Raw genomic sequence first — 22,748 nt, 5'->3', positions numbered from 1 at the left:
CGCCCGTAGGGCGCCTTGATCAGGGTTTGGCCTCTGGTGCCACAACCGCAGTCTGCTCTTCCAGCGTGAATAGTTTGCACGGCGGCGCCGCTGCAGGTCTGCCAGATTCGCAGTTATCCAAGGCCTTCTTGTCTGCTTCGGGCTGGCTTGGGTAGTTCCATGCAGATTTCCAAGTCGTCCGATAGTCTCCAAGCTGAGAATAGGCGATGGCCTTGAAGTTGGGGCGCCACTTGAGATCTTCCAGACCGCTCAAAAATCCAATGGAATACTTTTGATCGGCGTTTGCCGCCGACACCGGCAACAGGGTGCGGAAGGACGGGATCTGGGCAAAGACATCCTGGGGTTTTGAGTAATCCATGGCCTTGATCGATGCGGCCTGCAGGCTTTCCGCCCACGCCGTGAGTTTGTCCATGAAGGCCTGCTTGCGCGGCTGTGCTTTGAGCGTCTCCGGAGTCCAGTCTCCCACGCCGGTGGAACGGATACCCAGCAAGTCGGGATTCAGCAGAAGTGTGATGTTGTAGAGACGACTCGTGCTGCCTGTATTTGTCAATTTGATGGACAGCATCGTGACCATGGTGGGGCCCACCGCATGGGATACAGGATCAATCGTCAGGCAGTGGTCTTCCCGTCCGAACCCCTTGTTACGCATCACCAGATGCCCCGTTGGGGTACACGGACTTCCATTCCAAAAAGCTCCATCCCCCGTCGACACCGCCACGTCCACGATTTGTGTAGCGAAAAGCACTCCACTCTCAAACTGGGACATTTGGAGGGATGCCAATTTGGTTCCGCGGCTTGACGTGGAGTCACTGCCGCGTACAAAAGTCCACTTTCCGTCTCCAGCGAAAATCGGATATCCACCCATGGTTTCGGCTGCAGGGATGGCGTCTCCAAGCAAGATCGGCCGCAACTTTCCATCCGGGAAAAGTTCGCCTGCCATACCCTGTGTGAGATTCAAAGCCAGAACGGCTGCGATGCACCAATGTTTCATGTCTCTCCCCTTGTTTTATAGGTTTGTCTCAATGCCTGCACCCTGGTGTGCGTGGCGGCTAGATGATAAGAGCTGAACAGACCATGAATCACGGGTTCGCGCGAGGTTTCGCGATAAGACCCGTAGCTGCTGTCGCCCCCATTACAGAAGCCACCACGTACCTGACTTAAATTCAGCGCATGGGAAATCTTTATCTGGTGCGCCATGGGCAGGCCTCTTTTGGTGCTGCCGACTACGACAACCTGAGCGAACTGGGACACCGACAAAGCATGCGCCTGGGTGAATACTTCGCCTACAAGGGTCTGCAATTCGACGCGGTGCTCACCGGCACCCTCAAACGCCACGCCCAAACCTGGGCCGGCATTGCCCAGGGTGCAAAGCTCCTCCACCAGCCACTGCTCTGGCCGGGTTTGAATGAGTACGAGAGCGAAGCGGTGATCCAGACCATCCACCCCGAGCCGCTGACCAAACCCGAAACGCCCGAGATGTACCGGCACCACTTTCGCCTGCTGCGCGATGGCCTCACGCAGTGGATGAACGGCGTGGTCAGCCCCAAGGGCATGCCCAGCTACAACGACTTCAAGCACGGCATCGTCAGCGCGCTGGACCATGTGCGCCAGCAGCACAGCGGCAATGTGCTGATTGTCAGCAGCGGCGGCCCCATCAGCACCGCGGTCGGCCATGTGCTGGGCACTACGCCCGAGACCACCATCGAGCTCAACTTCCGCATCCGCAACAGCGCGATCACCGAATTCGCCTTCACGCCCAAACGCCACATGCTGTCGACCTTCAACGGCCTGCCGCACCTGGACAGCCCCGAATACGCGGACTGGATCAGCTACTCCTGACGTCGGACGTGTCGTACACAGGCGGCGCCCCCACCTGCTGTTGTATAACCCCCTATTTAGACCTTAATTTTTTTGGGGATTTTCGTCATGTTTCTAGGCAATATGTCCATCGGCAAACGCCTGACCCTCGTGCTGGGGGTGATCTTGGCCTTGTTTGTGGCTAGCAGTCTGGTGGCGGTATGGCAACTCGGCAAACTGGGTGTGGAAATGGACACGCTGACCAAGGACAACCTGCAAACCGAACGCGCAGGCACGGCGTGGTTGCGCTTCACCACTTCGGGCATCGTGCGGGCCGCGGCCATCGCCAAGAGCAGCGATACCAGCCTGGTGGAATACTTTGCCCCAGCCTCGGCGGATAGTATCCGCGAGACCACCGAGCTGCAAAAGCAGATCGAAGAGAAGATGGATACCCCCGAAGAACGCGCCCTTTTCGACAAGGTGACGGAAGTGCGCAAGGCCTACCTGGCGGCACGTGAGGAAATCAGCAAACTCAAGAAAGCTGGAGATGTGGACGGCGCAAACCGCGTTTTCACCGAAAAATTCGAACCCGGGTCCCGCTTCTATATCGAACAGGTCAGCAAGCTGGTGAACCAGCAACGCACCCAACTGGACGCGGCGACCCAACGCATCGAAAACACACGCGCGCAAACCATCACGCTGTTGCTAGTCTGCAGCCTGGTGTCGCTGGCATTGGGCATTTTTCTGGCCTGGCTGCTGACCCGCAGCATCACGCAGCCCCTGCACCGTGCCGAGACCATCGCCCAGTCCATTGCCGACATGGACCTGACCGGCAATGCCCAGGCAAGCTATGCCAACGACGAAACGGGCAGATTGCTGCGCGCCATTGACACCATGCGCACTGCGCTGCATGGCGCATTGCACCAGGTGCGCGGCGCGGTCGACAACATTTCCACTGCCAGCCTGCAAATCGCCACGGGCAACCGGGATCTGAGCGCGCGTACCGAACAGACAGCCGGCAGCTTGGAAGAAACCGCCAGTTCCATGGAAGAGATGACCAGCACCGTGCGCCAGAGCGCAGACTCGGCGACCCAGGCCAACCAACTGGCGGCATCCGCCGCCAGTGTGGCCAAGCGCGGCGGCGAGGTGGTGTCCGAAGTCGTGGCGACCATGGACGAAATCAATGTCAGCTCCAAGAAGATTTCCGACATCATTGGCGTGATCGACGGCATTGCGTTCCAGACCAATATCCTGGCCTTGAATGCCGCGGTGGAAGCCGCCCGTGCCGGCGAGCAGGGGCGCGGCTTTGCGGTTGTGGCCAGTGAAGTGCGCAGCCTGGCCCAGCGCTCGGCAGAAGCAGCCAAGGAGATCAAGATCCTGATTGATGCCAGCGTGGCCAGCGTAGCGTCCGGCTCCAAGCAGGTACAAATGGCCGGCAGCACTATGAGCGACATTGTCACGAGCGTGAGCCGTGTGAGCGACATCATTGGTGAAATCAGTTCTGCCGCCGCCGAGCAGAGCCAGGGCATTGGCCAGATCAACACGGCCGTGAACCAGCTCGACCAGATGACGCAGCAGAACGCCGCGCTGGTCGAGGAGTCCACCGCTGCTGCGGAGAGCCTCAAGGAACAGGCCCGCCTGCTGGCCGAGGCCGTAGACGCCTTCAAACTCAGTCGGGTCTGACGCATCGCTGCCACGGACAGTCTGGGCGACACATCACTCCTCTTGAGCAGGCACCCTCCCCTCACCTGGCGTTGAATGCGGTGGCGGGGCGCGCCTTGAATGGCGTTTCCCCGCCTGGCACGCAATCACGTTGGCACCCGCTTTCGCATGACCTTGTCACTCGCCCTGCGAGCAAGCTGCCAATGAAGATCGTCGCTATCGAATGGGCGTAGTCATCGGCTTCGCTAGGACTTTTTCTGCCCGCATGCGAAATTGGCACGCCTTGTGCAGTGCAGCATCTATTGGGTTTCAATAGGGACTGTCCATGCACCGTATCGGTTCACACTGGCTTCTGGCATGCGTTTTGTGCGCCAGCATCACAGGCGTCTGGGCACAGACGCCGGCAACAGCGGCCAGCGGCCCGGTAGTGGCGGAAGTCGCCCCCCCGGCGGCTGCCCCCATCGCCCCCCCAGCCTCGGCCCCTCCTGCGGCTCCGCCTGTCCTGGCAGTTCCTGCTGTTGAGGTGGTCGCAGCGCCCGCAGTCCCCGCACCACCAACCAAGCCCTCGCTGGTGGCACAAAGCAGCATCAACGCGGCCGACACCGCCTGGATGATGACCTCCACCGCGCTGGTGCTGCTGATGACGCTGCCCGGCCTTGCCCTGTTTTACGGCGGCATGGTGCGCAAGAAAAGTGTGCTCAACACCATGGCCAGCGTAGTCGCCATTGCGGCCATGGTCAGCCTGCTGTGGTTTGCCGGCGGCTACGCCATTGCCTTCACTCCGGGCAATAGCTGGATAGGACTGGGCGCCGATCGCCTGTGGTTTGGCGGCCTGAGTTATCTCAAGGAAGGGGGCATGGTGGCGGTGAGCCATGTGGCACCGGCGATTCCCGAGTCGGTGTATTCGATGTTCCAGCTCACCTTTGCCATCATCACGGCGGCACTGGTGGTGGGTGCCATTGTGGAGCGCATGCGTTTCTCGGCCCTGCTGTGGTTTATCGGCCTGTGGTCCATCTTCGTCTACGCCCCCGTTGCCCACTGGGTCTGGGAGCCGGGCGGCTGGCTCGCCCAGATGGGTGTGTTGGACTTTGCCGGTGGTTCTGTCGTGCACATCAACGCCGGCATCACCGGTCTGGTCTGCGCCTATGTATTGGGACCACGCCGCGGCTACGGACGCGAACCGTTTGAGCCCTTCAACCTGGGGCTGACCATGGCCGGTGCCGGCCTGCTGTGGGTGGGCTGGTTTGGTTTCAACGCCGGTTCGGCCGTGGCGTCAGATGGACGCGCTGGCCTGGCCATGGCGGTCACGCACATCGCCGCGTCGGCGGGTGCTATTGCCTGGATGCTGGGTGAATGGGTGGTACGCGGACGGCCATCGCTGCTGGGTCTGTGCTCGGGTCTGGTCGCCGGGCTGGTGGCCATCACCCCCGCAGCGGGTTTTGTCACGCCGCGCGCGGCGCTGCTGATCGGCATCGTCGCCGGGCTGGCCTGTTACTGGGGTGCCACCGGACTCAAACGCATGCTCAATGCTGACGATTCGCTGGACGTCTTTGGCGTGCACGGCATTGGCGGCATCGTCGGTGCCCTCATGACCGGCCTGCTGGCCAACCAGACGGTATCGGGCGTGGAAGGCCATATTGGCACCCAGCTTGTAGGTGTGGTGGCCGTGGTGCTGTACAGCGGCATCATGAGTGTGCTGCTGCTGTGGGTCACCAAACTGATTGTGGGTCTGCGCGTAGACGACGCAGCCGAGCTCGCCGGTCTGGACATTTCCCAGCACCGGGAGCACATGGGTAACTGAGGCCAACACCATGCTGAACAGCGAAAAACTCGCCATTGCCGCCCATTTGCATGTGCTGCTGCGTCGTAAGACCGGCCGCGTCACCGACACCGAATGGATGGCCAGCAACACCGACTACGCCACCGAAGTGGTGCGTTTTGCCCGCGAGAGTGCGCACAAGGATGGCCATGCGGACCTCGAAGAGTGGGCTGGCAAACTGGAGGCGGCCATGCTGCCCACGCCAGTAGCGCCACCCATTGCCAGCCGGCTGCTGGACGCAGTCAGCGTGCCACTGGCCGCCAGCCGCAAGGCGCCCGCGCCGCCGCCCGCGCCGGACGCGCCACCGCCGGAGGAGCGCTACATTCGGGGGATTCGCTAACCCTCCGGATTCACCATGACACCACCGCTGCCTGCCTGCATCCTGCGTTCCCTTCTTCTTTGCAGTGCGCTGGCAGCCAGCCCGTGCACACAGGCCCAAACGGTGGTGACCAACACCTTGGGCATGCGGCTGGTACAGATCCCGGCCGGTGAATTTCTCATGGGCAGTGACGAGCCCGTGGAGCGCCTGCAAAAGGACTATCCGCGCATGGAGCGTGTGCGGCTGGAAGCGCTGGTGGACGAAGCGCCAGTGCACCGGGTGCGTATCACCAAGGCTTTTTACCTCGGGCAGACCGAGGTCACCGTGGGACAGTTCCGTCGCTTCGTGCAGGCGTCCGGTTATGTACCTGAATCCATCGCCGATGGAACTGGCGGCTACGGCTACAACCCGGACTACGATCCCGAGAAGAGTGCACGCGGCGACCAGTTTGAAGGACGCGACACGCGCTACAGTTGGTTGAACCCGGGCTTTGCGCAGAGCGAAGACCACCCGGTGGTCAACATCACCTGGGGCGATGCACAGGCCCTGGCACAGTGGCTCAGCAAGACCGAGGGCAAAACTTACCGCCTGCCCACCGAGGCCGAATGGGAATACGCCGCACGCGCCGGCACCCGTACGCGCTACCACGGCGGTGATGCGCCCGAGTCCCTGCTGCAGGTGGCCAACACCTTCGACGCCCACGCCAAACCCCAGTGGCCCAAGCTGGCAGAACATGCGCTGCAAGGCGATGACGGTTATGCCTTCACCGCACCCGTGGCGCGGTATGCGCCCAATGCGTTTGGCCTGTACGACATGCACGGCAATGCCTGGGAATGGACCGCTGATCTGTACGACGAAAACTACTACGCCCAGTCGCCGCTGAATGACCCGCAGGGCCCCAAGACCGGGAATGTCTATGTGCGCCGCGGTGGCTCCTGGCACACCTGGGCGCTGTACGCCCGCTCCAGTTACCGCAACTGGAACTCCCCCCAGACGCGCTACACCCTGGTGGGTATGCGCCTCGTCATGGAAACTGCGCCTTGATAACAGGGCCACATCGCCGCCGGGCCGCCCCAAGGCGATGACGCCCCCTCAGGAGCAGCAACCCGCGCACGCATTTGCGGTCGCAGATGCGCTCACGTTGTGGCAATGCGCCCTACTCGGGCCAATGGCCGTGCGTGGGTGAAGCGTGGGGGCTAATGCTCTGGTGCCACTACCGGCGCAACCACCGGCAAGGTCAAGGTGAAACAAGCGCCCTGGCCTGGGGCGCTGTCCACACGGATGTTGCCACCCAGGGTTTTGGTGACCAGGTTGTAGACGATATTCAGCCCCAAGCCGCTGCCGCCCTGGCCCAGCTTGGTGGTGAAGAAGGGGTCGAACACCCGGGCCAGATGGGCCGGGGGAATGCCCACACCATCGTCCTGCACGGTGAACTTGATCCAGTCCGCATCCACCGCCACCGCAGAAATCGTGATGTGGCCCTGCTGCCGCCCTTCGAAGGCGTGCAACAACGCGTTGTTGATCAGGTTGGTAATGACCTGCCCCAGCGGGCCTGGGAAACTTTCCATGGTGATATCCGAGGCCACCTGGCTACTCACCGTGTGGGAAGTCTTGCGCATGGTCGGTCCCAGGGTCAACAATATCTCGTTGATGGTTTCGGCCAGTTGGAAGCGGCGCCGGTTCACACTGGTTTGGTCCACGGCGACCTGCTTGAAGCTGGACACCAGCTCGGCCGCCTGGTGCAGGCCGCGCATCAGGATGCCAGATCCCTGGCGTATGTTCCCGACAAACTCTTCGAGACGACTGCGCGTGAGGCCCTTGGCCATCTCGTTGGTGAAACTGTTGGCATGGTCCTGCAGGGTGCTGGCCACGGTCAGGCTGTTGCCAATGGGGGTGTTGAGCTCATGCGCAATGCCAGCCACCAGTGATCCCAGCGCCGACATTTTTTCGGCACGCACCAGTTCGGACTGGGCTGCCGTCAGACGGTCCAGCGCACCGGTGAGTTCCCGGGTGCGTTCGTCCACACGTTGCTCCAGCGTGGCGTTGAGGCGCAGGATATCGGCCTCGTACTGGTGTTTGGCGGTGATGTCGTCGTAGGCCAGGATCAGCAGGGACTCCTGGCCCAGCGCGATCACACGGCCCGAGATTTCGCACAACATCTCTCCCTGGCCGTCGCCCCGCACCATCCAGGCCAGATAGCGGGAAATCTCGCCCTGTTGCAGCAGCGTCTGCATCACCGCGTCACGTGCGTCGCGGTTTTTCCACATGCCATTGGTTTCGCCATTGGAGCCTATCGCCACGGAGCGATCACGCCCGAAAACCCGCACCCAGGCGCTGTTCACGTCCAAAATAGGGAACTCACCGGTCATGTGCGAGACCGTCATGGCAATCGGCGAGGCATCAAAAATCGCCGCAAACTTGGCCTGGCTGAAGCCCAGTGCCTCTTCGGTACGGCGGCGCTCTGCCAGCTCGGTCTGCAGTGCGGCGTTTTTTTCGTCGCGCTCGGCAATCAGGGCGGCCAGGTCGGTGCGCATGGTGTCCATGCCACGGGCCAAGCCACCAATTTCGTCTTCGCGCTGCCAGACCAGGGGCTGCGCCAGCTCACCACGGGCCAGGCGCTGCACACCTTCTTGCAGCGAGTGCAGGGGGCGCATCATGCGCCGGTCAAACAGCCACCAGATGAACAGAAAGGAGATACCCACCTGTGCCGCCAGGGCCGCGGCCAGTTTGATCAGGTCGTTGAGGAATTCACGCTGGATACGCTGGGCGGTCAGCTCCACACTGAGGCGCCCAACCCGGGCACCGTTGTAGTTAATGTCGCGCTCCTCGCGCAGCACTTCGCCTTCGGGTTCCTGTTCACTTTGTTTGCGGACAAAAATTTCCTTGTATTCATCTGTCACCGTCACCCGCACCACATCGGGGTTGCGCATGACCGCGTCGACCAGTTCGTTGGCCACGCCATGGTCCACATTCCAGATCGCCACAGCGACGCCACGCGAGAGCACATCGGCGTACTGCTGCATGGGGGCCCGCACGCGCAGGTTGACCTCGTTTTCATACCGGCTGGTGATCTGGAAGTACCCCAGCGCCAGTGCGGGAAGCAGGATGCCCAGGCCCGCGCCCAGAAAGAGGGTCTGGCGCAATGACAGGCCAGCGGATTGGGGCGCTTCGGGGGTGGGGGTACTCGTCATCGGCGTGTTGTTTCCAACGTAGGGGGCGTCGTCAAAGTATCGTTGGGGTGCGCATTGCGGTCAAGCCAAGGGTTACTCGGCCACCGCCAGATGGCGCTGCTGGCGTGCGCCTGACGCAGCGGACTGCGTGGGGGCAGGCGCAGGCGGACGACGCAGGAAGCCCTGCAGCACACGCGGGTTGGCACGCGCACCGCTGCCCTCGTAATCCGCCAGCAACGCTGCACGCACCGTGTGCACTGGCAGCGTCCGCACCTCCGTGAGGTAAGCAAACAACCAGTCCACCAACTGTTCAGGCGACAGGCCACTGGTTTGATGGCTGATGGCCCAGAGCCAGGCAGACCATTGGGCAAACGCATCAAAGGCCGACGGCCCCTGCAACAGCAGATCCAGCGTGCGCGCAAAACGCCCGGAGTTGGCCACCAGGTCCCAGTAACGCGCCAGCCGGGTGAAGGCCTGCAGTTCTTCCGCACTGACCGCGTCGGTCTGCAACACGGTGTAGGGCGGCTCGGGTGCGTAGACCATGGCGTTCAGGGCGGGCGCACCCGGGCGGCTTTTCTGCGCCAGCGGTGTACCGCGCAGTCGCTTGAGGATGCCGAGCTGGATTTCGTGCGGCCCCAGCGCATGCAGGCGGTCAAACCCCTGCGCAAAACTCTGCCAGTTTTCACCGGGCAGGCCAAAGATCAGATCGGTGTGCAAATGGGCCTGGCTGTGCGTGCGCAGCCAGCGCAGATTGGCCTCAGTCTTGTCATTGTCCTGGCGGCGAGAGATGGCTTGCTGCACTACGGGGTTGAAGCTCTGGATGCCGACTTCAAACTGCAGTACGCCGGGCGGAAACTGCGCAATGCTTTCTTTCAGCCGGTCCGGCAGATGGTCAGGCACCACCTCGAAGTGCACAAACAAGGGCTCCTGCGGTGCAGCGGCCAGGCGCTCCAGAAAAAACGCCAACAGGCGCACCGAAGCATCGATCTTGAGGTTGAAGGTGCGGTCGACAAATTTGAAGGTGCGCGCACCACGCCGGTACAGCGTGTCCAGCTCAGCCACAAACGCGTCCAGCTCAAACGCCCACGCCGTCTTCTCCAGCGCGCTCAGGCAGAACTCGCATTTGAACGGGCAGCCGCGTGAGGCCTCGACATACAACACGCGGTGCGCCAAGTCGGCATCACTGTATTCGGCATACGGCAGCGCCAGTTGCTCCAGCGGCGGTTGCACGCCAGCGATGATTTTCATGAGCGGCTGCGGCCCATGCACCAGCGCGCGGCACAGCGCAGGGAAACTCACATCGCCCCAGCCGGTAATCACATGGTCGGCCAGCGCTACGATGGCCTGGCCTTCCAGCTCATGGCTCACCTCGGGTCCACCCAGCACCACTTTCACGCCGGGGCGCTGGGCCTTGAGCAGGCGCACCACCTCGGTGGTCTGCAGCACATTCCAGATGTAGACCCCAAAACCGACGATTTGCACCCGCGCCGCGCCGCCGTCATCCAGCGCGGCCAGCAAGGCATCAACCACCTGCTGCGCAGGGCGCTGGATGGTGAATTCGTGCAGCGTGGTGCAGGCGCGCAAGTCCGCACCGCCGTGGCGCGCCATATTGGCCAGCAGATACCGCAGGCCCAGCGAGGCGTGGATGTACTTGGCGTTGAGGGTGGCCAGGGCAATACGAGCGTGGGGGGATGCCATGGGCCTGATATTAGGGGATGCCTGCTCCACGCGTGTGCCATCGCGCGTGACACATTTTTCGCTTGGGTTCATCGCCCTTCCGCCCAGGAAAGCACGCACAGCTTGACCGGAATACGGTTGCCAAACGCTGGGATTAAACCATCCGCCGGGAGCACCATGAGACTGAGGACACGCTCCTCAGGACGGCTTTCGCCTTTGAAAAACCGCGCTGCCGCTTCAGTCGAACCCAGGGTCGGCGACAACAGGAAACCGACTTCGCCCGCTTCGCGCAAGAACCGGAAATCACTGCGCCCGGCGGATGTGGTGACGGCCATGCGAAGAACGGGCGGGCCCGTGAGCACACTGGTGACCTGGCCCACCCAGTTGGGATCCAGCGCAATGTGCGCCCACACGGCCTGATCGGGCCTGATGGCGGGAACCGGCAGCGGCTGGTTCACATCGGCCTGCATATGCCAGCATGACTGCGACTGGGTCAGTGGATGCGCGCGCCGCGTCAGCAGCAGCGCGTCCGGCTTTTGCCTGTCGACCTGGTAATACCGCCGGTAGGCGCCGACTGTAAGCGGATCTTCCAGCGCAGCGTAACGGCCATCCATGGGCACGATGCTGAAAATCACCGACCGCGGCGCCTGCGGACTGGCCAGAAACTCGGCGTTGCGCTCCGTCATGTAGCGGCTGGTTGCAAAGTAGGACTGGAATGCGGGCCGCGTGGCGATCGGCAGCCCCGACGCGTAGGCCAGACTGAACTCAAAGGGGAAGACGTCAACGGGGCCTTCGATGGCATCAAACGGAATGGCGGAGCGCGCCGCGTCGAACGCCACCGCGAACCGGCGGCGCTCCTCGAAATCTTTAGCGGCCCTGAATGTCGGGTCCAGCAGATAACGGACGCGGTACTGCAAAACGCTGGCAAACCCTTTATTGGCATCTCCATACGGCGGCAGGGACGCCGGGACCGCACTCGATGCAACGAAGGCCGCCGCCGCAATGGCCACGGCCGCAAGCACCCAACGCTGGTTGCGGCCAAGGACATCGCTGCTCGGAGTCCAGAGCTGGATGGCGCTGATCACGGCCAGTGCGAGAAACGCGGCTTGCGGGTGCTCGCCATGGCGAACAAAACCCATCTTGTAGGCCACCAGCAGATAGCCCAGGGTGAGCAGGCTCAGCACCGTGCTGGCAGGACTGGTCAGACGCAGGGTCGCCGCGACAACGGCGGCTGCGCCCACCACGAAGGCAGCATGCAGCGCCCACGGCGCGGGCAGCCCCATGTCCGCGTTGTATGCCCGCGAAACGTCCACATAACCACGCAAAAATTCGAAGAAACCAGAGAGCTCCTGGCCCGACAGCCAGAACAGCAGGAGGGTGGACAACACAAAACACACCGGGACAATGGGGCGGTAGTCCCGTACCGTGAAGCGGTAGATGCTCGCCAGCACAATCGCGGGCACCGTGAAGAACATGGCATTGGCCTTGACCAGACACGCAAACGCTGCGCCAAACGCGAGCAGAATGGAAAGCGCCAGCTGCGCGCCATTCCCCGGTTGTCTGCGGCACTCGTGGTGGCACAGCAGCAAGGCCGGCAGCAGCAAATACACATCCCGCCACATGATCAAGTACAGGGTCAGGCCGCACCATGCCAACAAGGCCCATACGCTCCTGATTCGCAATACCGAGAAGCAGCCCACACCCAGAGTCAGCAGATAGACGGCCCGGTAGAGCAGCTTTTCAACATGGCTTTGCTCGAAATAAATCCCAGACTCTATGAACGAGAGCGGCCCATAGTTGAAGATGATCTGGGTCCCGCGCTGAAGCTTGTTTTCATACGCGTAGCCCAGCATCACGTGCCAGGACAAATCGAGCCCGCGCAGTGACGACTCGTACCCCATGTCGAGCAGGTAGACAACCATGAACAGCGCCCCGACAACGGGCACGACCAGAGCGATGGGTGAACGGAGCCCTGCTCTCATGTCATGCAGGAAAAAAGCAGTGTGGGGCGTGGTAAGCGGGCATGGACCTCCTATATTAGGGGATGCCTGCTCCACGCCCTCGCTCCATCACTGGTGATTCGTTTTTCGCCTGGGACGGCGAGGTGCTGGTCGTCAACATCCTGGGCAAACCGGCAGCCGCCAAGGACGCGATTGGCAAACCCAAGGGCACCCAGCTCAAGGTCAGCGTGACCGCGGCCCCCAAGGATGGCAAGGCGACCGATCACATGGTTCGTTTTCTGGCCCCTTTGTTTGGCGTGGCAATTGCCGATATAGAGGTAGTGTTTGGCCGGGAGAGCGTCCACAAGCAGTTGCGCATCCGGGCGCCAAAAAAGCTGCCCGCTGCCTTTGCAGCCAAGCCCCTTGGGGATACATAGGTTTGCTTTTGGGGCTAGCAAGCACCGGGCCCAATGGCTATACTGAAATCGCGTTTTTGATCGTCGTGTTGTTTTGCCTGTTTTCAAGGAGTAGCACATGAAAAAAATAGCCATCGCCGCCGCCTGCCTCGCCTTGGCAGCGCCCCAGGTGTTCGCACAGGCCAGGAGCTTTGAAGGCTTCAGTCTTTCGGCCAATCTCGAATCCACCAAATCCACTGTCGACGCCCTTTCTGTATCGGACAGTGGCAACAGCACAGGATTGGGCCTGCAAGCGCAGTACACCTTCGCCATCACCGATCAGTTCGTGCTGGGCGTGGGTGCCACGCTGGGAACGGTCAAGCGCAACACTGCATCGGCCAGCGGTCTGGGCGCCGACGCCTATACCAAAGACAACACCTCGTTTGACTTGACGCCGGGCATCGCCGTGACGGACTCCACGGTCATCTTTGGCAAGATTTCTGCGCTGGGCGGCACCCTGCAGGTTGACAGTGCACCCTCTGCGTCCTACAGCCTCACGGGCTTGGGTTATGGCGTCGGCATCAAGTCCATGATCGACAAAAACCTGTTCTGGCAACTGGTGTACGACTCGAACAAGTACAACGATGTCACGACGACCGGCGGCACCACACTCAGCAACAAGTCCACCATCTTCTCACTGGGGGTGGGTTACAAGTTCTAAGCCCTCACCGGCACACGTCAAAGCCCACTCCGGTGGGCTTTTTTACGGGCCTATTCCGGCCCTTTCCCGCGAGGCCGCGACAATCGCTGGAACTTCCATCCCGCGCCCGGCTCACATCCTTCCATGATTTCGCTTTCCCCATTGATCTCCCGGCATGCAGCGGGTCGCCGCCTCGGGCGCCAAATTACTCTCATTTTGATAGCTGCCTGCGCAATCACCGCAAGGGCTGCAGCCCCATTTGACCTGCAAAATACCGCCCCATCCGGCAGCCACGCCGCGGTGGTGCAGACCGAGCAGGTGCGCGCCGAGCTGGTCGCCCACGCCCCGCAAGGCGTGCAGCCCGGCCAGCCGGTGTGGGTGGGCCTGCAGTTCCAGCACCAGCCGCACTGGCACACCTACTGGAAAAACGCCGGCGACTCCGGCCTGCCCACCCAGGTGCAGTGGACCCTGCCCGCAGGGGTGACCGCAGGAGACATTGCCTGGCCCACGCCAACCCGCATCGCCATTGGCAGCCTGGCCAATCTGGGCTTTGAAAACACCGTGCTGTTGCCCGTGCCGCTGACCATAGCCAAAGACTTCCAGCCCCCGCTGACCGGTGATCTGGAAATCCGCCTTGCGGCGAGCTGGCTGGTGTGCAAGGAAACCTGCATCCCCCAGGAAGGCAACTTTGTGCTGCGCCTGCCGGTGCAGGGCTCCACTGCCCTGCACGGCGCCGCGTTTGACGCCGCCCATGCCGCCCAGCCCCAGGCCTTTGCGGGCCAGACACAAGCGCAGGTGAATGCACAGGTCGTCACAGTCACCGTGCGCGGCCTGCCTGCCGCCTGGCGGGGCAAGGCCCTGAACCTGTACCCCGAAACACCGGAGCTGCTGGAAACCGCGGCAACCCCGGGCGCCAGCGACACCCTGGGTGCCGCATCCGGTCAACAGTGGAAAGACGGCGTCTGGTCCGCCAGCATGCCCCTCTCGGCCCAGCGCAGCAGCAGCCCCAACGTGTTGCCCGTGGTGCTGACTCTCGGCACACAAAGCCTGCGCGCTGAAGTGCCGGTCACGGGGGACTGGCCCGCGCTGGCCGTGCGCGCCGGCGTGTCGCCTGCGCTGCAGGCCGCGCTGGACAATAACCGCGCTCAGCCCAAGGCGGTAGATGCGGGGCTGACGGCCTGGGCCATCGGTCTGGCCGCCGCGCTGCTGGGTGGCTTGATCCTGAACCTCATGCCCTGCGTGTTTCCGGTGCTGGCTATCAAGGTGCTGGGTTTTGCGCAGCAGGGTACGCGCAGCTCGGGCGAACAACGCGCACAAGGCCTGGCCTACACCGCCGGGGTGGTGCTGTCGTTTGTGGCGCTGGGTGGACTGATGCTGGCGCTGCGCGCCAGCGGGGAACAACTGGGCTGGGGCTTTCAGTTGCAGTCGCCCGCCGTGGTAGCGGGGCTGGCTTTGCTCTTCACGCTGCTGGCACTGAATCTGGCTGGCTGGCTCAACATCGACAAGCTCGTGGGTAACCTGCTGCCCAGCAGCCTGGCCAGCCTGCAACTGCGCCACCCGCTGGCCGACGCGTTTTTATCGGGTGTGCTGGCGGTGGCCATTGCATCGCCCTGCACCGCACCATTCATGGGCGCCTCACTGGGCTATGCGATCAGCCTGCCCGCCGCGCAGGCGCTGGGCATTTTTGCTGCACTGGGTCTGGGCTTAGCTCTTCCCTATCTATTGGCGAGCTGGCTGCCCGCCGTGGGCCGCTGGCTGCCGCGCCCCGGCGTGTGGATGGAGCAACTGCGCCGCTTCATGGCTTTCCCCATGGCGGCCACCGTGGTCTGGCTGCTCTGGGTGCTGGGGCACCTGAGTGGTGTAGACGGCGCGGCCAGCCTGCTGGCGCTGCTGCTGGCGCTGTCCATGCTGCTCTGGTCGCTGCAATTGGTGGGCCGCAGTCGCTGGGTATTTGCTAGCATTTCAATAGCTGCTTGCGCACTATTGGCGGGGGCTATAGGCCCTAATGTCTTGAAACTGGAAGAAGCACCCGCCGCAAGCACCACGGCCGCTGAAGGCTGGCAGGCCTGGGCACCGGCGCGCGTGCAGACCGCGCTGGCCGCGGGCAAACCGGTGTTTGTGGACTTCACCGCTGCCTGGTGCATCACCTGCCAGTACAACAAGAAAACCACGCTGGCGAATGCCGATGTACTGGCCGACTTTGCCCAGCGCCAGGTCACGCTCTTGCGCGCTGACTGGACGCGGCGCGACCCGGCCATCACCGAAGCACTGGGCGCACTGGGCCGCAGCGGCGTGCCGGTGTATGTGCTCTACACACCGGGCAAGCCGCCAGTCGTATTCTCTGAAATTCTGGGTGCGGGCGAACTGCGCGCTGCGTTGAATACGTTATGAGAACTTCCGGAATGACTGAACAGCAAACCATCGAACATATTCTCAAGAACTACCGCAGCGTGGCGGTGGTGGGCTTGTCACCCAAAACCCACCGAGACAGTTTTGGTGTCGCGCGCTACATGCAGGCCCAGGGCTGGCGCATCATCCCGATCAACCCGAATGCCAGCGAGATCCTGGGCGAGAAGGCCTACCCCACGCTGACCGATGCGGCCCGCGAACACCGTATCGAACTGGTCGATGTGTTCCGCAACAGCTTTGACGTGCCGCCCGTGGTGGACGAAGCCATTGCCGTCGGTGCGCAAGCTATCTGGCTGCAGCTGGGCATCCACCACGACGCAGCGACGGCCAAGGCGCGTGCGGCGGGGCTGCTGGTGGTGGAAAACCGCTGCTTGATGGTGGATCACCGCCGCACAGCGGTGGCGTAGCCGCAGCGAATCAGGCGTGGCCGATGAGCCGCGCCAGGTCCAGGCCCACCCACTGGGGATCTTCGGAATTGCGCGCGACCAATTGGCGCAGGTGGGTGATGCTGTCGAGATCGATGTTCACACAGCGCAAGCCCAGGCAATGCCCTTGGGTGCGGGCCACGGCCACGTCCATGGAGATGACCTCTGTGGGCAACAGGCTCAAGCGCAGGCGCCCGCGCGTGCCCACCAGACTTTGCAAGCCCGGGGGCGCCTCGACCAACGCGCCTTGCAGCGAGATATCGAGCAGGCGCACCTCGCGCATCTGCCCCGCCAGGTTCAGGCGTGCGGGTGTCTCAATGAGCGAACGAAAAAAACGCCGATGCCCCGTCGCGACGACCAGCGCGCTGGAGTCAACCGGACGCGCTTTTCGCGCACTGGGCCAAGCCTTGAACAACATGGCATTCAGCCTACCATAGCGACCTGACATCCCGCCCATATCTTGTGTATCAAACTGCGACAATTGGGGTATGACGAACCCCAATCTCGACGCGACTTTTTCCGGCCTGCACAACCCCACTTTCCTGCGCGCCTGCCTGCGCCAGGCCACCGACCACACCCCCATCTGGCTGATGCGCCAGGCCGGCCGCTACCTGCCCGAGTACGTGGCCACGCGCGCCAAGGCCGGCAGCTTCATGGGCCTGGCCACCAACACCGACTACGCCACCGAAGTCACGCTGCAACCGCTGGAGCGCTACCCGCTGGACGCCGCCATCCTGTTTTCCGACATCCTGACCATTCCCGACGCCATGGGCCTGGGCCTGTCGTTTGCCCAGGGCGAAGGCCCGCGTTTCGCCAGCCCCGTGCGTGACGAAGCGGCGGTTGCCCAACTGGCCGTGCCCGACATGGACAAGCTGCGCTACGTGTTTGACGCCGTCTCCAGCATCCGCAAGGCGCTGACGCAAGACGGCAAAGGGCGCGTGCCGCTGATCGGTTTCTCCGGCAGCCCGTGGACACTGGCCTGCTACATGGTCGAAGGCGCGGGATCGGACGACTACCGCCTGGTCAAGAGCATGCTCTACAGCCGCCCGGACCTGATGCACACCATGCTGGCCATCAACGCCGACTCCGTAGCCGCTTACCTGAACGCCCAGATCGACGCGGGCGCCCAGGCCGTGATGGTTTTTGACAGCTGGGGCGGCGTGCTGGCCGATGGCGCGTTCCAGACCTTCAGCATGGCCTATACGGCACGGGTACTGGCGCAACTCAAGCGCACCGGCCCCAACGGCGAGACCATTCCACGCCTGGTGTTCACCAAAGGCGGCGGCCTGTGGCTGCAGGAGATGGCGGCGCTGGACTGCGATGTGCTGGGCCTGGACTGGACGGTCAATTTGGGCAAAGCCCGCGCGCTGGTCGGCGGACAGGAGAATGGCCCCGGCAAAGCGCTGCAAGGCAATATCGACCCCAATGTGCTGTTTGCGCCCCCCGCCGCCATCGCCACCGAAGTGGCCCGGGTGCTCGACAGTTTTGGCGCGCCTTACCAAGGTACGGGCACCGGCCCGACGCACATTTTCAACCTCGGCCACGGCATAAGTCAGTACACGCCTCCCGAGCATGTGGCGGCTTTGGTAGAGGCCGTGCACCGCCATTCGCGCCAAATGAGAACTTGATGCATTAACACGTTTTTGGGCGCTACCCAACGAACGGATAGTTACTTATGCACAAAATCTGTGGTGCGGAGCAGCATGCCTCCCCCAAATGGGGGATACGCGCTATCAAAGCCATAGCGAACGTAAGTGGTTGATTTATAAGGAAATAAAACTTTGCTTTTTTTCTGGGCATTCCAGTGAAAGCCTTGATTTACAAGGCTTTGGCGCGGCTCATGACAACATATCAACAAAGTTATCCACAGAAACTATGAATGTTCTGTAAAGTTGTTTTGAATCAAGCACTTAACGCGTATTTCGACAATTCACATCCATAAATTACCCCAAGTGCCGTCCACCCCCCTCCCGTATAACACCCGGCCAACCTCCCACCCATGGCGCACTGGCTGAGCATTCTTGTCCAGACCCCGGCGCACGCCAGGCTGGGGCCGGTACTCACCTACCAAAGTGAGCAGCCGCGACCTGCGGGAACGCTGGTGCGGGTGCCACTGGGCACGCGCGAGACCCTGGGTGTGGTGTGGAATGGCAGCGCTATCGACGCCACCGGCGAGATAGACCCGGACAAGATCCGCGCGGTGGCCGGCGTGCTCGAAGGGATTGCCCCGCTGAATGCTGCCTGGCAGCAATTGCTCAGCTTCGCCGCCAGCTACTACCAGCGCTCGGTCGGTGAGGTGGCGCTGGCCGCGCTGCCGCCCCAATTGCGTGAACTGAACCCCAAGCAAATGGAGCGCCGACTCAAGCGCCCCAAGGCCGCCGCAGGCCCGGACGCTACCGCTGCCCCCCTGTCCGCCATCCCTGCGCTCACGCCCGAGCAGGCCTCCGCCGTGGCGCAGATCGAGACGTACAGCGGCCCCTTTCTGCTGTATGGCGCCACCGGCAGCGGGAAGACCGAGGTTTACCTGCACTGCGTGCAAACCCTGCTGGAACAAGACCCCGACGCACAGGCGCTGGTGATGGTGCCCGAGATCAACCTCACACCGCAGCTCGAAGCGCGCTTTATCGAGCGTTTTGCGCCGATCTACGGCGCGCAGGCCGTCGTGTCCATGCACAGCGGCATGACCAACCCGCAGCGCCTCAAGGCCTGGCTGGCCGCGCACAGCGGCGGCGCGCGCATTGTGCTGGGCACCCGCATGGCGGTGTTTGCATCGCTGCCCAAGCTCAAGCTCATCGTGGTCGACGAAGAGCACGACCCCAGCTACAAAAGCAGCGAAGGTGCGCGTTACTCCGCCCGCGACCTGGCCATTTACCGCGGCCGGCTCGAAAGCGCCAAAGTCATTCTGGGATCGGCCACCCCTTCGCTGGAAAGCTGGCACCAGAGCCGCCCGGCCGAAGAGGGCGGGCGCTACCTGCGGCTGCACATGCCATCGCGCATTGGGCAAACGGGCAAGCTACCGCTGGTGCGGCGCGTGGACATGAACCACCAGCCGCGCAAAGCCGTGTTCTCCCTGCCGCTGATTGACGCCATCAAGGAACGTGTGTTGCGCGGCGAGCAGTGTCTGGTGTTTTTGAACCGGCGCGGCTACGCACCAGTGCTGCACTGCGCCGAGTGCGACTGGAAAAGCGCCTGCCCACATTGCAGTGCCTTCCGCGTGTTCCACAAGATCGACCGCACGCTGCGCTGCCACCACTGCGGCTTTACCGAACGCGTGCCGCGCGCCTGCCCGAGCTGCGGCAATGTCGACATCGGCACGCTGGGCCGTGGCACCGAACAGTTGGAAGAACACCTGGCCGAGCTGCTGGCCGATGTGCGCCGCCCCAACACCGTGAGCGACGCTTTCCCCGAAGGTGAGCCGCTGCGCATTGCCCGCATCGACGCCGACACCACGCGCCTCAAAGGCGCACTCGAAGAACAACTGGCCGCCGTGCACGCGGGCGAGGTGGACGTGCTGGTCGGCACCCAGATGATCGCCAAGGGCCACGACTTCCGCCGCATCACGCTGGTCGCCGCGGTGAACCCGGACGGCGCCTTGTTCAGCAGCGATTTCCGCGCGCCCGAACGCCTGTTCAGCCTGTTGATGCAGGCCGCCGGCCGCTCCGGGCGCGACGCCGCGCTGGGCGCGCAGAGCGAGGTCTGGGTGCAGACCTTCCAGCCCGCCCACCCGCTGTACGCCGCGCTCAAGACCTACGACTACCCCGCCTTTGCCAAACAGCAACTCAAAGAACGCGAACAGGCCGCCATGCCGCCCTTCAGCGCGCAAGCCCTGGTGCGCGCCGACGCACGCACGCAGGAAGCCGCGCAGGCTTTCCTGAACGCCGCCCGCCAGAGCGCGCAGACCGACATGGCGCAATGGGAAGGCTGGGCCCCATTGCTGGAGCAGATCACCCTCTACCCCGCCGTGCCCATGAGCATCCAGCGCGTGGCCAATGTAGAGCGCGCCCAGATGCTGGTCGAAAGCCCCTCACGCGCGGCGCTGCAGCAGTTTCTGGAAGCCTGGCAATCGGTGCTGCACGCAACGCGCGGCTTGCCGGAATGCAAGGGGCTGATTCGCTGGGCGATTGATGTGGATCCGCTGGCGATTTGAGGTGTTTTAGGGCTCTAGCCCTTATCTAGCATGCGCAAGCAGCTACTTTTTCGATAGCAAATTTCGAGAACACTGAAAACACCCGTTCGTCCTGAGCCTGTCGAAGGACCTGGGGTTTGCGGGGTTTCACGGTTTTTTCATGGATTGCATAGCAGGCCATATACTGATGAAAAATCAAGTGAAAACAATCACTTAGCTGCTGCAAGGGAGGCGCGCACCATGACAACTGAGCCATGTTATTTCGCATTTCTGCGGTCTATATCAAGCTGTACGTCATAGGACCGCGCTGTGCTCACCCTCGAAAGCAATCACTGGTCCAAGCTTCATCATGCATATGGTGCCGCGACGGACATCCCGGCACTGTTAGCCCAACTGACCACTCTTCCTGGCTCGCTGGGTGAAACTGAGCCTTGGTTTTCGCTTTGGAGTGCATTGGCCCACCAAGGGGATGTGTTTGATGCGTCGTTCGCAGCCGTCCCTCACGTTGTTCGTGCGGCCGCAACCAACCCGCTTGGGGCGGATGCAGTCTATTTTCAGTTTCCGGCATGGGTTGAAATTTGCCGAAGAAAGCAAGAGCTCGAGGTTCCGGGTGAACTGGCAGCGGCCTACTTCGATGCATTGGCAAAACTGCCATCATTGGTCGCGGCAGCTTCCGCGCGCGAATGGGATGCAGACTTTATGCAATGCGCGCTTTCGGCAATCGCGGCAGCCAAAGGGCAGCCACTGGTAGCAGAGGCTGTGCAAGAATTGTCTCCCGAAGTCGCAGGCGAATTCATGGAGTGGTTCTTTGAACGCTGAGACGTACAACAGCGGACAGGCATCTGCACAAAGCCGCTACGCGGCGTATGCTGCCCGCCGGACAACGCCGACGTTAACGACTGCTTGTGAGCACTGCAAATGTCCGCAAGCAGTGGCGGTAGTTCTGCCGCACCACCCATCGCGGCATTAACGGACGAGGCAGGCGCCCCCAAAAAAATGCATGACGTCCCGGAGAACGGGAGCCACGCAAGCCACCTTGCGTACCATGCCGCCCAACAATGCCCACCGGCAAATTACAACACTACTGTCCGGTAAATTTTGCCCCGTTTTCAGAAGAGTTCAACCTGCGATTTCAGCTCTTCGAAACTGTCGTCCTTGATAGCGTTGTCTACCATCTGAGCCAAAGAGATCTTCTCAAACATGTTGACCTCCACCAGATGCAAGAAGTTACGCAGTGACAGGTCAGTATGTAGTCCGTGGTGTGCGACCAAAGCTATCAAATAGGTACACACTGCAATCCATATCTGTGATCTCACCGCGTTCAATGAATTGCCAAAGAAGTGTTGGATGTTCAGGTTCTGCTTGAGCCATTTGAAGAACAGCTCAATCTGCCAGCGCTGCTTGTAGATGGCTGCGATGGTGAGGGCGGATAGGTCTAGACGGTTGGTTAGAAAGACGAGTTCCAAACAACTCACTGCATCGTAGAAACGTACCCGGCGCAAAGGCTCAGGGTAGCCTTTCTTGGAGCGCTCCCCCGTCAGCACAATGGTTTGATCCGAGTACACGCCGGTTTGCACATCAGCCGCGTGGGCTTCACTGCAGATGAAGCTCAAATTGTCTTTGGCGCGCACCACAAAGCTGCACTCCCGTTGCACCAAGCGGTGCAACCTTGCAAAGTCCACGTAGCCGCGATCCAGCACGACGATAGAGCCCTTGGGCAGACTCAATGCATCCAATTGCCCCGAGTCGCCGACTTTGCCGGTGGTGATCGATAGCATCACTGGAATGGCACCCCGCAGGTCGATCACCGTATGGGCCTTGATTCCCGCTTTGGTGGACCGAAAGTCAGCCCAGGGAAACAGTTTCAGACACAAGTCGATGGTGGTGGAGTCCATGGCATACAGTGGCTCCTTGAGGCCCAAGCCGATGTCATGGTCTTTGTACAAATCCAACGCGGTTTCGATCAGGCGTTGCCCCAGTGCTTCGAACAAATGCGAGTCACGCCGCTCGTTGGCATCGGCCAATGTGGAGCGTGATACACGCTGACGCAGGCCGCAGTGGTAAAGCTTGGAGCTTTGCGAGTTCAGGCACACGATCAGGTCGCGCAAGCCTTCCCTGCGAGTGAACTGCGCGTAGGCCATGCAAATGAATTGGCTCCAGGCAGTGAAATCCCGTGTCCAGCGGTTGGCTTGGTACCTATCAACGAGGTGTTCAAAGTGGCTAAACGGTACGACGGCCAGCAATTGCGCGAATACCGTGCGACCAGCGTTCATGACGTAAACCTCGAAAAATGAGGTCACGATATGCCC

General features: G+C 62.1%; 18 protein-coding genes. 12 read left to right on the top strand and 6 right to left on the bottom strand.

All coding sequences use genetic code 11. The annotated features are described in order from the left end of the window. Positions 1 to 19: 19 nt before the first annotated feature. Positions 20 to 991, bottom strand: coding sequence for a hypothetical protein (locus tag RS694_RS02615; RefSeq protein ID WP_037248243.1), 972 nt, complete (start codon positions 989 to 991; stop codon positions 20 to 22). A gap of 179 nt (positions 992 to 1,170) precedes the next feature. Between RS694_RS02615 and RS694_RS02610 the strand changes: the two genes are divergently transcribed. The 5 genes from RS694_RS02610 (at position 1,171) to RS694_RS02590 (ending at position 6,641) form a co-directional block, all read left to right on the top strand. After that, positions 1,171 to 1,839 carry a histidine phosphatase family protein gene (locus tag RS694_RS02610; protein ID WP_029709314.1) on the top strand — a complete coding sequence of 223 codons (669 nt, stop codon included), beginning with the start codon at positions 1,171 to 1,173 and terminating at the stop codon, positions 1,837 to 1,839. 87 nt (positions 1,840 to 1,926) lie between these two features. Continuing rightward, the gene (locus tag RS694_RS02605) at positions 1,927 to 3,480 is read left to right on the top strand and encodes a methyl-accepting chemotaxis protein (protein ID WP_029709315.1); all 1,554 of its coding nucleotides are present in this window, start codon (positions 1,927 to 1,929) and stop codon (positions 3,478 to 3,480) included. A gap of 304 nt (positions 3,481 to 3,784) precedes the next feature. After that, on the top strand, positions 3,785 to 5,260 hold the full coding sequence (locus RS694_RS02600; protein WP_083664555.1) for an ammonium transporter: 1,476 nt from the start codon (positions 3,785 to 3,787) through the stop codon (positions 5,258 to 5,260). 10 nt (positions 5,261 to 5,270) lie between these two features. Further along, positions 5,271 to 5,618 (top strand): hypothetical protein, encoded by a 348-nt coding sequence (locus tag RS694_RS02595; RefSeq protein ID WP_029708932.1) that lies wholly within the window; start codon positions 5,271 to 5,273, stop codon positions 5,616 to 5,618. A gap of 15 nt (positions 5,619 to 5,633) precedes the next feature. Further along, positions 5,634 to 6,641, top strand: coding sequence for a formylglycine-generating enzyme family protein (locus RS694_RS02590; protein ID WP_029708931.1), 1,008 nt, complete (start codon positions 5,634 to 5,636; stop codon positions 6,639 to 6,641). Positions 6,642 to 6,793: 152 nt separating this feature from the next. Here RS694_RS02590 and RS694_RS02585 read toward each other — a convergent pair whose 3' ends face one another. From RS694_RS02585 to RS694_RS02575, 3 genes are all read right to left on the bottom strand, one after another. After that, a complete protein-coding gene (locus RS694_RS02585) occupies positions 6,794 to 8,788 on the bottom strand; it encodes a sensor histidine kinase (protein WP_051392033.1) in 1,995 nt (664 codons plus the stop codon). Positions 8,789 to 8,860: 72 nt separating this feature from the next. Continuing rightward, the gene (locus RS694_RS02580) at positions 8,861 to 10,465 is read right to left on the bottom strand and encodes a B12-binding domain-containing radical SAM protein (RefSeq protein WP_029708928.1); all 1,605 of its coding nucleotides are present in this window, start codon (positions 10,463 to 10,465) and stop codon (positions 8,861 to 8,863) included. Between the two features lie 68 nt (positions 10,466 to 10,533). Then, positions 10,534 to 12,366, bottom strand: a complete 1,833-nt coding sequence (locus tag RS694_RS02575) for a hypothetical protein (protein ID WP_029708926.1) — start codon at positions 12,364 to 12,366, stop codon at positions 10,534 to 10,536. 122 nt (positions 12,367 to 12,488) lie between these two features. Between RS694_RS02575 and RS694_RS02570 the strand changes: the two genes are divergently transcribed. From RS694_RS02570 to RS694_RS02555, 4 genes are all read left to right on the top strand, one after another. After that, entirely contained in the window at positions 12,489 to 12,821 is a 333-nt protein-coding gene (locus RS694_RS02570) for a DUF167 domain-containing protein (protein WP_029708925.1), read from the top strand. A 97-nt stretch (positions 12,822 to 12,918) separates the two neighbouring features. Then, the gene (locus tag RS694_RS02565) at positions 12,919 to 13,500 is read left to right on the top strand and encodes an outer membrane protein (protein ID WP_029708924.1); all 582 of its coding nucleotides are present in this window, start codon (positions 12,919 to 12,921) and stop codon (positions 13,498 to 13,500) included. A 123-nt stretch (positions 13,501 to 13,623) separates the two neighbouring features. Next, on the top strand, positions 13,624 to 15,870 hold the full coding sequence (locus RS694_RS02560; RefSeq protein ID WP_081708687.1) for a protein-disulfide reductase DsbD family protein: 2,247 nt from the start codon (positions 13,624 to 13,626) through the stop codon (positions 15,868 to 15,870). An 11-nt stretch (positions 15,871 to 15,881) separates the two neighbouring features. After that, a complete protein-coding gene (locus tag RS694_RS02555; RefSeq protein WP_029708922.1) occupies positions 15,882 to 16,295 on the top strand; it encodes a CoA-binding protein in 414 nt (137 codons plus the stop codon). A 10-nt stretch (positions 16,296 to 16,305) separates the two neighbouring features. Here RS694_RS02555 and RS694_RS20205 read toward each other — a convergent pair whose 3' ends face one another. Continuing rightward, positions 16,306 to 16,731, bottom strand: coding sequence for a PilZ domain-containing protein (locus RS694_RS20205; RefSeq protein WP_051392032.1), 426 nt, complete (start codon positions 16,729 to 16,731; stop codon positions 16,306 to 16,308). 70 nt (positions 16,732 to 16,801) lie between these two features. Here RS694_RS20205 and hemE point away from each other — a divergent pair, with 70 nt between their 5' ends. The 3 genes from hemE to RS694_RS02535 all read left to right on the top strand — a co-directional run bounded on the left by hemE (position 16,802) and on the right by RS694_RS02535 (position 21,258). Further along, entirely contained in the window at positions 16,802 to 17,941 is a 1,140-nt protein-coding gene (gene hemE, locus RS694_RS02545; protein WP_029708920.1) for a uroporphyrinogen decarboxylase, read from the top strand. Between the two features lie 371 nt (positions 17,942 to 18,312). After that, positions 18,313 to 20,460, top strand: coding sequence for a replication restart helicase PriA (gene priA / locus RS694_RS02540; protein WP_029708919.1), 2,148 nt, complete (start codon positions 18,313 to 18,315; stop codon positions 20,458 to 20,460). 288 nt (positions 20,461 to 20,748) lie between these two features. Then, positions 20,749 to 21,258: a hypothetical protein gene (locus tag RS694_RS02535; protein ID WP_029708918.1), complete on the top strand. Its 510-nt coding sequence runs from the start codon at positions 20,749 to 20,751 to the stop codon at positions 21,256 to 21,258. Positions 21,259 to 21,548: 290 nt separating this feature from the next. Here RS694_RS02535 and RS694_RS02530 read toward each other — a convergent pair whose 3' ends face one another. Beyond that, the gene (locus RS694_RS02530; RefSeq protein WP_029707262.1) at positions 21,549 to 22,712 is read right to left on the bottom strand and encodes an IS4 family transposase; all 1,164 of its coding nucleotides are present in this window, start codon (positions 22,710 to 22,712) and stop codon (positions 21,549 to 21,551) included. Between the last annotated feature and the right edge of the window lie 36 nt (positions 22,713 to 22,748).

This window comes from Rhodoferax saidenbachensis (genome assembly GCF_001955715.1).
Lineage (GTDB): Bacteria > Pseudomonadota > Gammaproteobacteria > Burkholderiales > Burkholderiaceae_C > Allorhodoferax > Allorhodoferax saidenbachensis.
This window is presented reverse-complemented; position numbering and strand designations above follow the sequence as displayed.

What these genes read in the sequence shown, in the direction of transcription:
- RS694_RS02530 (WP_029707262.1), bottom strand. Translation starts at nt 22,712, where the DNA reads ATGAACGCTGGTCGCACGGTATTCGCGCAATTGCTGGCCGTCGTACCG.
- RS694_RS02595 (WP_029708932.1), top strand. Translation starts at nt 5,271, where the DNA reads ATGCTGAACAGCGAAAAACTCGCCATTGCCGCCCATTTGCATGTGCTG.
- RS694_RS20205 (WP_051392032.1), bottom strand. Translation starts at nt 16,731, where the DNA reads ATGTTGTTCAAGGCTTGGCCCAGTGCGCGAAAAGCGCGTCCGGTTGAC.
- RS694_RS02590 (WP_029708931.1), top strand. Translation starts at nt 5,634, where the DNA reads ATGACACCACCGCTGCCTGCCTGCATCCTGCGTTCCCTTCTTCTTTGC.
- hemE (WP_029708920.1), top strand. Translation starts at nt 16,802, where the DNA reads ATGACGAACCCCAATCTCGACGCGACTTTTTCCGGCCTGCACAACCCC.
- RS694_RS02575 (WP_029708926.1), bottom strand. Translation starts at nt 12,366, where the DNA reads ATGGTTGTCTACCTGCTCGACATGGGGTACGAGTCGTCACTGCGCGGG.
- RS694_RS02585 (WP_051392033.1), bottom strand. Translation starts at nt 8,788, where the DNA reads ATGACGAGTACCCCCACCCCCGAAGCGCCCCAATCCGCTGGCCTGTCA.
- RS694_RS02560 (WP_081708687.1), top strand. Translation starts at nt 13,624, where the DNA reads ATGATTTCGCTTTCCCCATTGATCTCCCGGCATGCAGCGGGTCGCCGC.
- priA (WP_029708919.1), top strand. Translation starts at nt 18,313, where the DNA reads ATGGCGCACTGGCTGAGCATTCTTGTCCAGACCCCGGCGCACGCCAGG.
- RS694_RS02615 (WP_037248243.1), bottom strand. Translation starts at nt 991, where the DNA reads ATGAAACATTGGTGCATCGCAGCCGTTCTGGCTTTGAATCTCACACAG.
- RS694_RS02605 (WP_029709315.1), top strand. Translation starts at nt 1,927, where the DNA reads ATGTTTCTAGGCAATATGTCCATCGGCAAACGCCTGACCCTCGTGCTG.
- RS694_RS02600 (WP_083664555.1), top strand. Translation starts at nt 3,785, where the DNA reads ATGCACCGTATCGGTTCACACTGGCTTCTGGCATGCGTTTTGTGCGCC.
- RS694_RS02565 (WP_029708924.1), top strand. Translation starts at nt 12,919, where the DNA reads ATGAAAAAAATAGCCATCGCCGCCGCCTGCCTCGCCTTGGCAGCGCCC.
- RS694_RS02570 (WP_029708925.1), top strand. Translation starts at nt 12,489, where the DNA reads ATGCCTGCTCCACGCCCTCGCTCCATCACTGGTGATTCGTTTTTCGCC.
- RS694_RS02610 (WP_029709314.1), top strand. Translation starts at nt 1,171, where the DNA reads ATGGGAAATCTTTATCTGGTGCGCCATGGGCAGGCCTCTTTTGGTGCT.
- RS694_RS02580 (WP_029708928.1), bottom strand. Translation starts at nt 10,465, where the DNA reads ATGGCATCCCCCCACGCTCGTATTGCCCTGGCCACCCTCAACGCCAAG.
- RS694_RS02555 (WP_029708922.1), top strand. Translation starts at nt 15,882, where the DNA reads ATGACTGAACAGCAAACCATCGAACATATTCTCAAGAACTACCGCAGC.